Source organism: Pseudonocardia aurantiaca, from assembly GCF_039526725.1.
Taxonomy (GTDB): domain Bacteria; phylum Actinomycetota; class Actinomycetes; order Mycobacteriales; family Pseudonocardiaceae; genus Pseudonocardia; species Pseudonocardia aurantiaca.
In genome coordinates, this window is record NZ_BAAAJG010000003.1 from 406,459 (window position 1) to 421,878 (window position 15,420).

The window sequence follows — 15,420 nt, forward strand, 5'->3', positions numbered from 1 at the left end:
CGTGCTCGTCCGCACCGACGACGAGATCTACCGCGTCGACTCCATCTGGCTTGGTCCCCCACGCGCCACGTTCCCCTGGCGCGTGCGCTACGTCGGCTACGGCATCGGCCTGCTGGTGATGATCGCCGTCATGTTCGTCCAGCGGCGGATCGGGATCGGGCTCGACTTTTTCTCTGTCGCGTGGGCACTGGTGATCACCATCGTCGTCACCCGCTTCGTCGGGAAGCGCATCGACTACGAACGCCCGCTCGGGCAGGTCCTCGAGCTCTTCAGGCACGAGCTCACCGGGCCGCGGAAGCGCACGGCCGCCACAGGAGGCGAGGTGCGCTCACGGCACGTGCGGGTCGGTCCGGTCGTCCGTCCGAGAGCATCGTCACGCAAGCGCGCGCCCAAGCGGCGCGCATCGAACAGCAAGGCAGAGCGCCCGGCCGACGCCGGGCGGCGGAAGGGGCGTTCGCGTGTCACGACGTGACGCGGGCCGTGACCGGAGATCTTCCGAGCCGAAGCGCGGCGCCCGCCGCGGCCGTGCGCTCGCCGGCGACGGCGGGCTGCCCAAGTACGAGCCCGACATCGCACTCCGGTCGATCGAGGGCCACCTCACGCGCACCGGCACGCAGGTCATGGCGTGGTACCGGCTCGCGGCGCAGGCGTGGAGCTTCCGCAGCGACTCGCAGCGCGAGATCCTCATCCGCCAGATCGCCGCACAGCTCGGCGAGCTGCAGGGCCGCTGGCTGCACCTGCGGGTGACGACGCGGCCGTATCCGGTGCACATGTGGGCCGAGTCGTTCGACCACAACGCGCTCGGCCGGATGCCCGACGTCGCGGGCGCGCTCGGCTGGGACGGGTTCCTCGAGGGCGAGCAGCGCCACCTCATGGGCCTGTCGATGTCGGACAAGGAGGTCTTCCTCGGCATCGAGGTCTCCGGCCGCAGCATGCTCGACCGCTGGGTCGAGCGGGCGGCGCCGGTGCTGGGCAAGGTGGCGCCCGCTGCCGTCCGCGCCGAGCTGGCCGCGCTGTCCTCCGAGGTTGGGCACCTGGACGCGCTCGTCTCCGGGAGCGGGCTCGACGCCGTGCCCGCCAGCGCCGACGACATCGCCTGGCTGATGCATCGCTCGTGCGCACTCGGGCTGCCCGCGCCGCGCACGCTCTCGGTCGTGCCCGGCGGGGTGGGTCGCTGGGAGACCGAGGACCTCGCCGCGTTCACCGACGGCGTCGACATGCACCAAGAGCCCTACGCCCCCACTGTCCGGGTGATCGGGCGGCTGCGGGCGCAGACGGTCTCACGGAACGTGGCGGTCCTGTCGGTCGGCCTGATGGAGGGGCTGCGCATCCCCGAGGTCGACGACCCGTGGATGCAGCACTCCGACCGGCTCCCGTTCCCGGTCGAGTGGTCGGCGCGGATCTATGTCCGGCGTCCCGACGAGGTGGCCGGGGAGCTGCAGCGCCAGATGGGGAAGGTGCGCAGCCAGATCCGGCACTACACCCACGACCACGACCTCGACCCGCCGATGTCGCTGGCCCGCCAGGCAGAGCGGGTGCTGGAGGTGGAGGACGAGCTGACCTCCGGCCTCACGCAGCTCAACACCCGGCTCTACGGCTGGTGGCGCATCGCTGTGTCCGGCAAGGACGAGGCCGAGGCGATCAGCCGCGCCCAGCAGGTGCTCGACGTCTACCGGCCCAAGGTGCAGGTCGAGCACCCGGAGGCGCAGTACCGCTACGCCCGTGAGTTCATCCCAGGCGAGCCGCTCGCGTCCACGGCCTATCGCCGCCGAGGCTCGGTCACCTGGGCCGCCTCTGCCGTGCCCGCGGCCACCGCGTCGGTCGGCGACCGGCGCGGAATCATGATCGGGGAGACCTGCACGGCCACCCGCCGCCCTGTGGCGTGGGACCCCTGGCTGGCGCAGGAGGTGCGCCGGGCGTCCGGCCTCACCGCCGTCGTCGGTGGGCTGGGCTCGGGAAAGTCCTTCCTCACCGGCGTGATCGTCTACAAGACCCTGCGGGCCGGGGCGCGTTGGACGGTCCTCGACCCGTCCGGGCCGCTCGCTCAGCTCACCCGGCTCCCGGAGCTGGCGCCGTTCTCCCGCCACATCAACCTGCTCCGCGCCGACCCGGGCATCCTCAACCCGTACCGGGTGGTCGCGGAGCCGCGGCCCGAGCACTTCGCGGATGAGGAGGACCCCGAGCGGGCCTGGCGCCGCGAGCGCTCGCTCGCCGCGGCCACCCGCAGGCGGCTCGTCCTCGACGTGCTCACCGGGCTGCTGCCCTACGACGTGGCGCGGATCCCGCACACCCGGATCGTGCTGCTCCGCGCGGTCCGCGAGGTGGGTGGCGCCACCGATCGGCACCCCGGACAGGTGATCGACGCGCTGCGCCGGCACGCCCGCGAAGGGGAGGAGCACGCCGGTGTCGTCGCCGACTTCCTGGAGGAGCGGCGGGAGCTGCCGCAGGCCGCATTGCTCTTCCCGGACACCTCGCGCGACGACCCGTGGCAGGCCGACCGCGACTACCGGCTGACCGTGCTCACCATGCAGGGGATGACGCTGCCCCGGCCGGGCAGCCCGCGTGAGGAGTGGACCGACGGGGAGGCACTGGCCGTCGAGCTGCTCAACCTGGCGTCCTGGCTCACCCAGCGCACGATCTATGAGGCCGACCGCAACCTCCGTAAGGGTGTCGCGCTCGACGAGACGCACTTCCTGTCGCAGGTGCCCACGGGGAAGGTGCTCATCGACCGCCTGGCCCGCGACTCGCGCAAGTTCAACGTCCGGGCCATGTTCGCCTCCCAGCTCGCCGGCGACCTGCTGCGCGTCTCGGGGTTCGCGTCGCTGGTCAACGCCGTGTTCGTGGGCCGCACCGACGACGAGGAGGCGCAGACGGAAGCGCTGCGCCTGCTCAAGGTGCCACACGGCGTGGGCTACGAGCAGATGCTGGGCACGCTCTCGCCGCGGCCCCGGCACGACGACCGGCCCGACGACACCCCGCGCCAGTTCATCTTCGCCGACGGCCACGGGGGCGTGGAGAAGATCCGGATCGACCTCGAGGCACCCCATCTGGAGCACGTCCGCGAGGCGCTCGACACCAACCCCGACGCGAGCCGCGTCTCGGCCCGCGGGGTGCCCGCCGCCACCGGACCGGCCGCCGTGCGGGCCCCCGACGAGCCGGCCCCGCGCCACGCGCCGCTCGCCCCGCCGGTCGGGCGCTTCGTGCGGCCCGGCCCAGACCTGGGCAGCGACCTCGGTGACGACCTCGACGACGAGTTCACCGATCTCGACGACCCGGACGGCCTGCTGACCGGCGACCGGGGCGGGCCCGGCGGCGACGCGAGCGACCACTACGGCCGCCCGGGCCCTGAGTTGCGGCACGACGAGCACCTCGACCTGGCAGGCGATGTCGATCCAGGCGACGACGACTCGGTCCATGGCGGCAACGGCCATGCCGGCCTCGACCAGGACCGCGTGCGCGCGGCCGGCGAGGCCGTTCGGTGAATCCGGGGGAGCTCCCGGCGGGTGTCGGCTGGCTGCCGGTCGCCCTTGTGGTGACGGCTGCCGTCTTGGTGGGTCTCCGGCGTGGACGCAAAGCGGGTGCCAACAATCGGGCTGCCGATGCCGGGGCATCGGATCGGCGCCGCAGTAGGCGAGCGGCGCTGCTGGTCGTCACCGGACTGGTCGGCGCTTCGGTCATGCTCGGGCAGCCGGCGTTCGCGCAGGGGATCGACTGCCGGGAGTCGCCGGAGCCGGATCGGCCGGGCACGGGCCTCGTCGGATCGTTGGATCCGCCGCGCCTGGACCGAGGTGAGCCGGGAAGCGTCTACGACGAGGTCGGGTACGCGGGTCTCGTCTGGCACAACTACGACCTCGGCTGCGCCGGCACGGCGGTGTTCAACCCGGCCACCACCACGGACACGTGGCTCGGGAACCAGGCGCTCAACGCGGCGAAACTCGTGGTGGGTGGCGTCAATTGGGCGCACTACCTGATCGCCGACGGGGGCGAGCTGCTCGCCCCGCTCGACCAGTTGATCAGCGACGGCACGCGTGCGATGTACGACACCGTCTTCACGACCTGGGTCGGGTTGGCGCTGATCATCCTCGCCGCGGTGCTCCTCGTCCTGGCTCTTCGCGGAGATCTTGCTCGGCAGACCCAGCGCGCGGCGTTCGCGGTCGTTGCACTCGTCGTGGGGTCGGCTGCGTATCTCGCGCCTGTGGACTGGGCGCGGGCCGCCGACGGGCTGCTGCTGAACGGCGTCACCGAGATGCAAGCGGGCTTCCTCGGGCAGGTCGGGCTCGGAGACCGGGACACCTTGCCGACGGTTCTCGTCGATCAGACGATCTACCAGAACTGGCTTCGCGGCGAGTTTGGATCACCCGAGGTGCCGCAGGCCCAGGCGCTCGGACGCGACCTGCTGCGCGCACAGACCTTCACGAAGCCAGAGGTCGCCGAGCGCCAGGACACGCTCCAGCTGGCAGAGCAGAAGAAAGCGGACTTCGCCGCGATCGCGGATCGGATGGGCGACCGCTATCCCTACTTCACCGGTGAATCGGGCAGCCGGATCGGCGCCGGCCTTCTCGCCGTCGTCCAAGCCGTCTGCATCGCGCTGTTCCAGTTGCTCTCCAAGGTGCTCGTCCTGGTCGCGCTGCTGATGCTGCGGCTGCTGGTGATGACGGCTCCGGCGATCGCCGTGGTGGCGATCCTCAAGCCGGACATCCTGCCGTCGCTGCTCCGCGTGGCGGGTGCGGCGATCGTCAACACGCTCGTGGTCGGTGCACTGGCCGGCCTGCACGCCCTGCTCGTCGTGTCGCTCTTCCGCCCGGGCTCCGGGGTCGACCTCTGGCTCGCCCTGCTCGTCACGGGGGTGGTGACGGTCGTCCTCTGGGCCGTCGCGCGCCCGTTCCGACGGCTCGTGTCGATGGTGTCGCTCACCCGTGAGCAGTTCGGCGGGATCGTTCCGGGGGCAGGCACCGGGCCGATGTCCCGGGTCTGGCAGCGGATGCGGGGCGGCCCGCCGGAGGACCGGCAGGCCCGGTGGTGGGACGAGCGGCGCGGCGCCGCGGGCGCCTCGGGCTACCCGCACGGCGAACGCCCCGAGGCCGAGCCGGTCATCCGCGTGCCCGCGCAGGCCACCCGGCCGGTGCGCGGCCGCAGCGAGATCGAGGCGCCCCGGTCGCCCCAGATCTACCCGGCCGCCCGCCGTCCCGCGCTGCCGTCCGGGCCGGACGGTGCATCGGCCGCGGGGGGACGTCCGGGCTGGGGTGAGCCCGGCGACGTCGACGAGCGGGTGATCTACCGGCGCCCGGACGCCGTGCCGCTCCGGCCCGGCGGCGTCCGCCCGGTGCAGGCCGAGATCGTCGACGGCGTGCCGGTCTACCGCATCTACCGGCCGCGCCCGACGCAGGCCGTGTACACGCCGCGTGGTGGGCCGAGCGGTGCCGATTAGGAGCCCCCGCGGCCGGGCCGCCGCGTACCGCTCGCTCTGGCAGTGGCCATTGCGCTCTCCTGGCCGTCTCGCGGTGACGGCCGTGGTCGTGATCGCGCTGGGTACCGGGGTGAGCTTCGGGATCGGGTATCTGAGCGGCAGCAGCGCCGGTGCGGGAGGGGCCCGGGCCGGGCACTCGTCCGCCGGCCCGACGACGGGCGCTTTCCCGCGGACCGGTTCGACGTCCGGGTTCCCGCCCGCCACGCCGACCCCCACCGCGCTCCCGCCGGTCGCCGACCTCCAGCCGACGACGCTTCCGCTGTCCCGGGCGCCCGCGGCGGCACTCTCGACGGCTGCGCGCTGGACGGCGGCCTGGGTGCGTCCGCCCGATGGCACTCCGGCGCAGCAGTGGTTGGAGGGCCTTCGCTCCACGACGACGGAGGAGTACCTCGGTGTGCTCAGCGCCGTCGACCCGTCGAACATCCCGGCTACGCGCGTGACGGGCGAGCCGCGAGCAGTGCAGGTGTCGCCGCGGTCGGTGCAGGTCCAGGTGCCCACCGACGCGCTGACGCTCGTCGTCCTCGTGATCAACGGTGACACGGGCTGGCGGGTCGCCGGCTACGACCGGGTTTGACGGGCTGGGCCGCATGAACTTCCTGCGTCCGCTGCGGCTTCTCATCCCATTCGTCGCGATCGCGGCGGCGCTCGCGCTGTTCCTCGGCGTCGGGTTCATCGCCTTCAACATCAGCGGGGGCGGAGGCGGGCGCCCGGGCACCTACGGGCCGTGCGACGCCGGGCTGCGCTCGCCGGTCGGGCCGCTCGCGGGCGATCGCGCGGGCACTACCATCGGCGATCTGAGTGATGAGCAGCGCCGGAACGCGGCGACGATCATCGGGATCGCCAGGGACATGGGCGCGCCGCCGCGGGCGTGGCTCATCGCGCTCGCGACAGCCATGCAGGAATCGACCCTCCGCAACATCAACTACGGCGACCGCGACTCGCTCGGGCTCTTCCAGCAGCGCCCGTCACAGGGCTGGGGGTCGCCCGCGGAGGTCACCGACCCCGTCTACAGCACGACGATCTTCATCGAGCGGCTGCTGAAGGTCCCGGGCTGGGACACCATGCCGGTCACGGTGGCCGCGCAGACTGTCCAGCGCTCGGCGTTCCCGGACGCCTACGCGAAATGGGAGGGCCTCGCCGCGCAGCTGGTGCAGCAGCTCGCCGACGTGGCCGACCCGGCCGGATGCGGCCAGACGGCGGTCCTTCCGGACGGCGTCGCCAGTGCTGCCATCGCCTTCGCGCTCGGCGAGGTGGGTAAACCGTACGTCTGGGGCGCCACCGGACCCAATACGTACGACTGCTCCGGACTGATGCTGCGGGCCTTCCAGGCGGCGGGGATCAACCTGCCCCGGGTGTCGCGGCAGCAGTTCTACGCGGGCGGGCACGTGCCGATCGGGCAGGCGCAGCCGGGGGACCTGTTGTTCCTGGCGACGGACCCCAGCGACCCGTCGACGATCCACCACGTCGTGCTCTACATGGGCAACGACCAGATGGTCGAGGCGCCCTACACGGGCGAGAAGGTGCGGGTGCGGCCGGTCCAGTGGGACCACAAGGAGCTCGTGCCGCTGGCCACGCGGCCGGGGACGACGCCGAACCGCGCCTAGAGGAGCGCCCTGAACAACCCGGCCCTACTGCGCGACGCCCAGGCGGGCACCTCGCGGCGTTGGACGATCGGGCCGATACAACAGCGGTATCGGCCCGATCGTCCGCCTTGCGATGCACCCACCTGGACGCCGCTCGCTACGGGCGGAGTTGTTCAGGACCCTCCCAGCTGATCCACATCGGGGCACCGGTACGCGCGAGTCGCCGCGCTCTGGGAGAGTGGAGTGTGCCCGAGCCGGGCACGAGCACTAGCAGGAGTCGCATGCCCTCCGAACCGTCCGTGCCGGCGTCGACGACGCCGGTGAAGGACTACCTCGATCGTCCTGCGCGCGGCGCCACGGAGGACCACCTCGTGGTGCCGAGGTCGCTCGCCCAGTCGATGCCGCTGCGGTGGCAGCAGGTGTTCGTCGGGCTGCTCGCCGACCTCCACGACGCTTACGGCCACCTCACGTGGCCGGACTACAAGATCGTGCCGAGCCGTCGGGAGCTACTGGTCGACCTCGACGAGGAGCAGTTGCGGGCCGCCGGCTACCACGCGGACCTGGGGCCGGACGGCGAGCTGGAGTATCGCGACGCGGACGACCAGGTCGTCGACGACCCCGAGCGCCACCGGGTGCTCGCGCCCGTGGACGACCCGCTGCCGCCGGCCTCCGCCGGGCGAGTGGAGCCCCGGCCCGCCGCACCGCTGTAGCGCGGCCGGCCCCCACCAGACGCGGTCCCCGGGAACACGATCGCCGAGTGTTTCGTTGGACTCCACGAACAAGTTGAGCGCAGCGGACTCAAGAACCGAGTCAGAGCTCGGACCCGCCGCGTGGCAAACTTGAGCGAAGGCAACTCAAGCAATTCGGAGGCACACACCATGGCTCGTGCGGTCGGCATCGACCTCGGGACCACCAACTCCGTCGTCGCCGTGCTCGAGGGTGGCGAGCCGACGGTCATCGCCAACTCGGAGGGTGCGCGCACCACGCCGTCCGTCGTGGCTTTCGCGCGCAACGGCGAGGTGCTCGTCGGGCAGTCGGCGAAGAACCAGGCCGTCACCAACGTGGACCGCACCATCCGGTCGGTCAAGCGGCACATCGGCACCAACTGGAAGACCGGTGACGTCGACGGAAAGCAGTACTCCGCCCAGGAGATCAGCGCCCGCGTGCTGCAGAAGCTCAAGCGCGACGCCGAGGCGTACCTGGGTGAGGAGATCACCGACGCGGTGATCACCGTCCCCGCCTACTTCGAGGACGCGCAGCGCCAGGCCACCAAGGAGGCCGGCCAGATCGCGGGCCTCAACGTGCTCCGCATCGTCAACGAGCCCACCGCGGCCGCGCTGGCCTACGGGCTCGACAAGGGCGAGAAGGAGCAGACCATCCTGGTCTTCGACCTCGGTGGCGGCACCTTCGACGTCTCGCTCCTGGAGATCGGCGAGGGTGTTGTCGAGGTCAAGGCGACCAACGGCGACAACCACCTCGGTGGCGACGACTGGGACGAGCGGGTCATCAACTGGCTCGTCGAGAAGTTCAAGAGTGCGCAGGGCATCGACCTCACCAAGGACAAGATGGCGATGCAGCGGCTGCGCGAGGCCGCTGAGAAGGCGAAGATCGAGCTGTCGAGCCAGTCGACGGCCACGATCAACCTGCCCTACATCACGGTCGACTCCGACAAGAACCCGCTGTTCCTCGACGAGACGCTCTCGCGCGCCGAGTTCCAGCGCATCACGTCCGACCTGCTCGACCGCACCCGTGCGCCGTTCAACCAGGTCATCAAGGACGCCGGCATCTCGGTCGGCCAGATCGACCACGTCGTGCTCGTCGGCGGCTCCACCCGCATGCCGGCCGTCACCGACCTGGTGAAGGAGCTCACCGGCGGCAAGGAGCCCAACAAGGGCGTCAACCCGGACGAGGTCGTCGCCGTCGGTGCCGCACTCCAGGCCGGTGTGCTGCGCGGTGAGGTCAAGGACGTCCTGCTGCTCGACGTCACCCCGCTGTCCCTCGGCATCGAGACCAAGGGCGGCGTGATGACCAAGCTCATCGAGCGCAACACCACGATCCCCACCAAGCGGTCGGAGATCTTCACCACGGCCGATGACAACCAGCCGTCGGTGCAGATCCAGGTCTTCCAGGGTGAGCGCGAGATCGCGGCGTACAACAAGAAGCTCGGGATGTTCGAGCTGACGGGCCTGCCGCCCGCCCCGCGGGGTGTGCCGCAGATCGAGGTCTCCTTCGACATCGACGCCAACGGCATCGTGAACGTCTCGGCGAAGGACCTGGGCACGGGCAAGAGCCAGGCCATGACGATCACCGGCGGGTCCGCCCTGGGCAAGGACGAGATCGACCGGATGATGCGCGAGGCCGAGCAGCACGCCGAGGAGGACAAGAAGCGGCGTGAGGAGGCCGAGGTCCGCAACCAGGCCGAGTCCCTCGTCTACCAGACGGAGAAGTTCGTCAAGGAGAACGACGAGAAGCTGCCCGCCGACGTCAAGGACTCGGTGAACAGCGCGCTCGGCGAGGCGCAGACCGCCCTCAAGGGCACCGACACCGAGGCCATCAAGACGTCGATGGAGAAGCTCGCCACCGAGTCCCAGAAGATGGGCTCCGCGCTGTACCAGCAGCCGGGTGCCGACGGCACTGCCGCTCCGGGCGCCGACGCCGGCCAGCAGCAGGCGCAGAACAGCGCCGACGACGTGGTGGACGCCGAGATCGTCGACGAGGAGAAGGACAAGAAGTGAAGGGACCGGACCGCAACGAGAGCGCCGAGAACGGCGACGGTGAGCGGGTCGTGGTCCGGGACCGGCGTCGGATCGACCCGGTGACCGGCGAGGTGCGCACCCCGGCCGCCCAGCCGGCCGGGGCCGCCGAGGCCGAAGGGCCGGAGCCGGTCCCCGGCCCGGATGCCGTCGCGGCCGCCGAGCTCGCCGCCCAGGTGGCCGAGCGCACCGCCGACCTGCAACGGGTGAGCGCCGAGTACGCCAACTACCGACGGCGTGTCGAGCGTGACCGCGAGAGTGTGCTGGTCGGGGCTCGGGTGCAGTTCGTCTCCGAGCTGCTCACCGTGCTCGACGACCTGGACAGGGCCGAGGCGCACGGCGACCTCACCGGCCCGTTCAAGTCCGTCAGCGACAAGCTGGTCGCGGTGGTGCAGAAGCTCGGCCTGGAGCCGTTCGGGCTGGAGGGCGAGCCCTTCGACCCGTCGGTTCACGAGGCCGTGCAGCACGAGCCCAGCGATCTCACGGGGCCCACGGTCACCGTGGTCTCCGCGGTGCTGCGGGCCGGCTATCGCATCGCCGACCGCGTGCTGCGGCCGGCGATGGTCATCGTCGCCGACCGGGCCGACGAGCTGGGCCAGGGCGACGCGGCCACCGAACCTCACGCTCTCACCGACACCAAGACACCAGATCCCGATCCGGCCGACGGCCCTGACTGATCACGCAGGGGAGGCGGAGTGACCCAGCGCGACTGGATCGAGAAGGACTTCTACCGCGAGCTGGGCGTCGCCTCAGGCGCCTCGGCGGACGAGATCAAGAAGGCGTACCGGAAGCTCGCGCGCGAGCTGCACCCGGACGCCAACCCCGGTGACGCCAACGCCGAAGCCCGGTTCAAGTCGGTGTCCGAGGCATACGGGGTGTTGTCCGACGAGAAGAAGCGCCGCGAGTACGACGAGACCCGTGCGCTCTTCGCGGGCGGGGGCGGCGGCTTCGGCGGGGGCGCCGGCTTCCCCGGCGGTTTCGGCACGGGGGCCGGACAGAACTTCGACCTGAACGACCTGTTCGGCCGCTCCGGGGCTTCCGGGGGCGGCGGTGCCGGCGGCTTCAGCGACCTGCTCGGGGGCCTCTTCGGCAACCGGGCGGGCGCCGGCCCCACCACCGCTCCGCGTTCCCAGCGCGGCGCGGACGTGGAGAGCGAGCTGCGCATCGACTTCGTGGACGCCGTCCGCGGAGCCGAGGTGCAGCTGCGGCTCACGGCGCCGGGCCGGTGCGAACGTTGCGGCGGCACGGGGTCGCGACCGGGCAGCACGCCGCGGCAGTGCCCCACCTGCGGTGGCGTCGGCCTGGTCAGCCGCAGCCAGGGGGCGTTCGCGTTCTCCGAGCCGTGCCGCGACTGCCGGGGCACGGGCCGGATAATCGACGACCCGTGCCCTGAGTGCGGCGGCGACGGCACCAGCACTCGCACCCGCACGATCACGGTCCGCATCCCCGCGGGTGTGGCCGACGGGCAGCAGATCAGGCTGAAGGGCCAGGGCGAGCCGGGCCGGGGCGGCGCTCTGGCGGGGGACCTGTACGTCAAGGTGTACGTCACCCCGCACCGGCTGTTCGGCCGGTCGGAGCGCAACCCCGACGACCTGACGCTGACGGTGCCGGTGACGTTCCCGGAGCTGGCGTTCGGCACCACCCTGACCGTCCCGACGCTGGAGTCCACCGTCTCGCTCCGGATCCCCGCCGGAACCGCGAGTGGGCGCACGCTCCGGGTGCGCGGGCGCGGGGTGCCACGCAAGGGCAAGACCGGGGACCTGCTCGTCACCGTCGAGGTGACGGTGCCGGCCAAGCTGGATGACGCGGCCTCAGCGGCTCTGCAGTCCTTCGCCGAGGCCACCAAGGAGTTCGACCCGAGGGCCGACCTGCTCGGAGGTGCTCGATGAACAGCGGTGGGACGGGCCTGCCACCCGGCGCCAGCCTGGACAGCCCCGTGTTCGTCATCTCGGTGGCTGCCGAGCTGGCGGGGCTGCACGCCCAGACGCTGCGCAGCTACGACCGGCTGGGGCTCGTGAGCCCCGGCCGGTCGGCAGGCGGCGGGCGGCGCTACTCGGCACGTGACATCGCGCTGCTCCGCGAGGTGCAGCGGCTCTCGCAGGAGGAGGGCGTCAACCTCGCGGGCATCAAGCGCATCATCGAACTCGAGAATCTGCTCGACGAGCTGCGCACGCGCATCGAGGAGATGGCGCAGGAGCTGCACGCTGCCCACGTCGCGGCCGAGCAGGCTGCGGCGAGCGTGCACGCCTCCTACCGCCGCGACCTCGTGCCGGTCGACCGTCGCCAGGCCTTGGTGGTGTGGCGGCCGAAGCCCCGGGGCTGACCGTCTCAGGACAGACGATCGCTTGTTAACCGACGACGCTGTCGTACTCTGACCGACGTGAACGACGCGGTGTCGGTCCCGAGGCCGAGGCAGCCCGAACGGGAGATCGGGATCCGCGAGCTGCGCAACGCTGGGAAGGTCGTGGCGGAACTGGCTGCGGCCGGGGCGATCGGGCGTTTAACCAGCGGCGGACGCCTTGTTGGCTGGTTGGTCCCTGCGAGCGAGGACGAGCAGCGGATCGAGGATCTCATCGCCCGAGGGAGACTCCGGCCTGGTCGCCCGGGCGGTCTGTCGGGCCGACGGGCACGTCCTCGGCGGCCCGGCGTCCGGCCCCTTGGTGAGACTCTCGAGCAGCTCAGGAACGACGAGGACAGGTGATCTACCTCGACTCGTGCGCCCTGGTCAAGCTGATCCGCGAGGAGGACGAGTCCGAGGCGCTCCAGGAATGGCTCGACGAACGAGGTGGCGAGCTGGTCGTCACGTCGGAGCTCGCACAAGCCGAGGTGCGCAGGGTTGTTCTGCGGAGCAACCACACAGACCAGGGTGCGCTCATAGATGCGGACGAGCTGGCTGCGGAGCTCGCCGAGGCTGAAGCTGTTCTGGATGAGGTGGCACAGGTTGTTGTCGACCGCCACCTTCTCGAACGTGCTGGGGCTTTCGAAGCGCCGATGGTGCGGACGCTCGACGCGATCCACCTGGTGTCGGCCCTTGAACTCGAACCCGCGGCCACGGAGTTCGTGACGTACGACAAGAGGTTGGCGACGATCGCACACGCCGCCGGGCTCACGGTGCTCAGTCCATCGTGAACGGGTCGTACCGGATGCGGTCGAGCGGGGTGCCCGCCACCAGCATCCGCGACACCGTGGCCCGGATCATCGCCGGCGAGCCGCAGACCAGCACGTCATGGTCGGCCCACGCCCCGTATCGGGTGCGGCGAATACGTCTCCTGCTCTCCGGCGAGGAGTCGCTGCTGGTGCTGTTCGCTCATCAAGTGCCCGGTGCTTCCCGATCTCCTGGCGTCCTTAACCCGCGACCACTGTCGGCGGTGGGATTTCTGGCACCGGGTATGGCGCCAAGAGAACGCCATCCGAGCCGTCTTTGTTCGAGAAGCGGAGGTCGAGCGAGGTGCCGACAAGGGAGGCCTCTGGGTGGGTGGGCTGCCCGCTCTTGGTCAGCGGCCATGGGCCGCCTAGATCTGTGACGATGAGATCCTGGACGTCGGCGAGCATGCGGGCTGCGACCGCCGCCAACCCGCCCCGTTCAACCTGGGCTGGGACCCCGACCGTCTCGGTTGCTACAGCCCTGGGCTGGCCGGCGGTCGTTGAGAGCAGAACCTGTCCCCCGACCACCATAACTGCGAGGTGCTTGGGGAGCATCGGGCGTAGCTGGTCGACGCTATGCGTCAGGATATCAGGCAGAAGGACGGCCCAGTTCTGGGAACTGGCTCTCATCTGGCCGTGATCAGACATTCGTTCACCGCCGATATATAGGTTGTCCTCGTTACGGGCGAATAGTGTGTAGCTTGGAACTTGTACGTATCGCCGAAGAACCAGCCTTCCTGGGAGCGGAACGTCGTGTGAAAGTTGTCGTCCTTGATGTCGAGTCGCGGCGTGAGAGGTCGGCCGTTGAGGACGTGCGACCAGTTGTAAAAGCCGGGCGCCGCTCCCGGATCGTTGATGAACCAGAAGACTACAAGGCTGGTGAACGTGCCGGTTCTCGGATCCAGCCGTAGGTCCACCTCGACACGGCCGCCAGGTTCATGGTGTACGTAATTGATGCACGGCGGCGGCAACGGCGGCGCAGCAGCCGCGGCGGTCGCAGTCGTGAGCAGCGAAGCGATAACGAGGAGTCCGGTCGTCACAGCGCGGAGACCCTGCGGCGGCGGGCTCGTCCGTCTGAAACTGGTCATGGCACCAAGGCTCTGCCATCATCCCTGCTCGGTGTCCCGAACGTGATCGAACCACTCGGACGGAGCAGCAGATCGATCAGTCCATCGTGAACGGGTCGTACCGGATGCGGTCGAGCGGGGTGCCCGCCACCAGCATCCGCGACACCGTGGCCCGGATCATCGCCGGCGAGCCGCAGACCAGCACGTCGTGGTCGGCCCACGCCCCGTAGCGGGTGACGACGTCGGCCAGCGTGCCGCGCTCGGCGCCGGAGCCGCCCTCGTCCTTCTCCACGACGGGCACGATGTCGAGCCACGTGTTGCTGTAGGAGAGCTTGCGCAGGCTGTCGAGGTCGTACAGGTCGTCCCAGTTGCGGCCGCCCACGAATACCTGCGTGTGCGGCTGCTCCCGGCGCGCGGCGATGTCCTCGAGAAGGGCCTTGATCGGGGCCATCCCGGTGCCGCCGGTGATCATGAGCAGGTCGCGCCCGGTGTCCGGGTCGACGTGCATGCGGCCCATTGGCGGGCCGATGCGCCAGGTGTCGCCGATGCGGGAGTGGGCGACGACCGCGCGGCTGACCCAGCCGCCGTCGACGGCGCGGACGTGGAAGTCGATGGTGCCGTCGGGGCGAGGCGCGTTGGCGGGCGATAGGTAGCGCCACAGCCGCGGCCGCTGCGGGGTCTCGACGCTCAGGTACTGCCCCGCCCGGTACGGGATTGGCTCACTGGGCTGCACGGTGATCACGGCGATGTCCCAGCCGATGCGGGTGTGCCCCACCACCCGTCCGAGCCAGGACGCCGGGCCGCGCTCGGCCTGCGCGGCGCTGGTCATGGCGCCCGCGACGATGCCGTAGGCATCGGTCCAGGCCTGCTCGACGTCGAGGGTCCAAGCGTCGCCCGCGAACGACCCGATGGCGCCCAGGAGTGCTGCCCCGACGGCGTCGTAGTGCTGGGCGAGCACGCCGAACTTACGGTGGTCGCGGCCGAGCTGCTCGAGGAACGGCACGAGGTCGTCGGGCTGGTCCACCATCTGCACGACGTGCACCAGCGCCCGGAGCAGGCGGCTACGCTGCACCTCCATGTTCACCGGGAACAGTTCGCGCGTCTCGGGGGCGAGCTGGAAGAGCGTGCCGTAGAAGTATCTACCGAGAGAGTCGGCCTGCGGTTCGACGCGCTCCCAGCTCGTACGGATGACCTCGACCATCCCGGACTGCTCGCTGCGGGGCTCCTCGACGATGGGGAGGTCGGTGAGCAGCTGTTCAGCGGTCATGGATGGTTGGATCTCCCTCTGGTAGACCGAGGCATGGGGAGCTGGCCCCCCGGCATGGCACCTTATCGCGCGCGAGCCCGTTTCCGTGACTCTTGACAGGTCGAGCTGGGTTGCGACGGCGGATGCCACCACGCACTTG

The 15,420-nt window shown here is 70.8% G+C and carries 14 protein-coding genes and 1 pseudogene; 11 read left to right on the plus strand and 4 right to left on the minus strand.

All coding sequences use genetic code 11. The annotated features are described in order from the left end of the window. Position 1 precedes the first annotated feature (1 nt). From ABD143_RS06520 to ABD143_RS06570, 11 genes are all read left to right on the plus strand, one after another. On the plus strand, positions 2 to 472 hold the full coding sequence (locus ABD143_RS06520) for a hypothetical protein (RefSeq protein ID WP_343972621.1): 471 nt from the start codon (positions 2 to 4) through the stop codon (positions 470 to 472). After that, the gene (locus tag ABD143_RS06525) at positions 459 to 3,482 is read left to right on the plus strand and encodes an ATP-binding protein (RefSeq protein WP_343972624.1); all 3,024 of its coding nucleotides are present in this window, start codon (positions 459 to 461) and stop codon (positions 3,480 to 3,482) included. The genes ABD143_RS06520 and ABD143_RS06525 overlap by 14 nt, the downstream gene beginning before the upstream one ends. Next, entirely contained in the window at positions 3,479 to 5,428 is a 1,950-nt protein-coding gene (locus ABD143_RS06530; protein WP_343972627.1) for a hypothetical protein, read from the plus strand. The genes ABD143_RS06525 and ABD143_RS06530 overlap by 4 nt, the downstream gene beginning before the upstream one ends. Before the next feature lie 73 nt (positions 5,429 to 5,501). Next, positions 5,502 to 6,041 carry a hypothetical protein gene (locus ABD143_RS06535; protein ID WP_343972630.1) on the plus strand — a complete coding sequence of 180 codons (540 nt, stop codon included), beginning with the start codon at positions 5,502 to 5,504 and terminating at the stop codon, positions 6,039 to 6,041. Between the two features lie 13 nt (positions 6,042 to 6,054). Then, positions 6,055 to 7,071: a C40 family peptidase gene (locus ABD143_RS06540; protein WP_343972633.1), complete on the plus strand. Its 1,017-nt coding sequence runs from the start codon at positions 6,055 to 6,057 to the stop codon at positions 7,069 to 7,071. A 260-nt stretch (positions 7,072 to 7,331) separates the two neighbouring features. Then, on the plus strand, positions 7,332 to 7,760 hold the full coding sequence (locus ABD143_RS06545) for a hypothetical protein (protein ID WP_343972636.1): 429 nt from the start codon (positions 7,332 to 7,334) through the stop codon (positions 7,758 to 7,760). 168 nt (positions 7,761 to 7,928) lie between these two features. Continuing rightward, entirely contained in the window at positions 7,929 to 9,785 is a 1,857-nt protein-coding gene (dnaK, locus tag ABD143_RS06550; protein WP_343972638.1) for a molecular chaperone DnaK, read from the plus strand. Then, entirely contained in the window at positions 9,782 to 10,480 is a 699-nt protein-coding gene (gene grpE / locus ABD143_RS06555) for a nucleotide exchange factor GrpE (RefSeq protein ID WP_343972640.1), read from the plus strand. Before dnaK ends, grpE begins: the two co-directional genes overlap by 4 nt. 18 nt (positions 10,481 to 10,498) lie before the next feature. Beyond that, positions 10,499 to 11,692 carry a DnaJ C-terminal domain-containing protein gene (locus ABD143_RS06560; protein ID WP_343972643.1) on the plus strand — a complete coding sequence of 398 codons (1,194 nt, stop codon included), beginning with the start codon at positions 10,499 to 10,501 and terminating at the stop codon, positions 11,690 to 11,692. Next, positions 11,689 to 12,126, plus strand: a complete 438-nt coding sequence (locus ABD143_RS06565; protein ID WP_343972646.1) for a heat shock protein transcriptional repressor HspR — start codon at positions 11,689 to 11,691, stop codon at positions 12,124 to 12,126. Before ABD143_RS06560 ends, ABD143_RS06565 begins: the two co-directional genes overlap by 4 nt. A gap of 374 nt (positions 12,127 to 12,500) precedes the next feature. Next, entirely contained in the window at positions 12,501 to 12,932 is a 432-nt protein-coding gene (locus ABD143_RS06570) for a type II toxin-antitoxin system VapC family toxin (RefSeq protein WP_343972649.1), read from the plus strand. Here ABD143_RS06570 and ABD143_RS06575 read toward each other — a convergent pair. The 4 genes and pseudogenes from ABD143_RS06575 to ABD143_RS06590 form a co-directional block, all read right to left on the minus strand. After that, positions 12,919 to 13,056: pseudogene (locus ABD143_RS06575) on the minus strand (flavohemoprotein); the annotation flags it as partial. The gene ABD143_RS06570 and the pseudogene ABD143_RS06575 sit on opposite strands and share 14 nt — an antisense overlap. Before the next feature lie 92 nt (positions 13,057 to 13,148). Next, complete coding sequence (locus ABD143_RS06580) at positions 13,149 to 13,595, minus strand: hypothetical protein (protein ID WP_343972652.1); 447 nt, start codon at positions 13,593 to 13,595, stop codon at positions 13,149 to 13,151. Further along, positions 13,574 to 13,987, minus strand: coding sequence for a hypothetical protein (locus ABD143_RS06585; RefSeq protein WP_343972655.1), 414 nt, complete (start codon positions 13,985 to 13,987; stop codon positions 13,574 to 13,576). The genes ABD143_RS06580 and ABD143_RS06585 overlap by 22 nt, the downstream gene beginning before the upstream one ends. A gap of 124 nt (positions 13,988 to 14,111) precedes the next feature. Next, a complete protein-coding gene (locus ABD143_RS06590) occupies positions 14,112 to 15,215 on the minus strand; it encodes a globin domain-containing protein (RefSeq protein WP_343973404.1) in 1,104 nt (367 codons plus the stop codon). Positions 15,216 to 15,420: the final 205 nt, after the last annotated feature.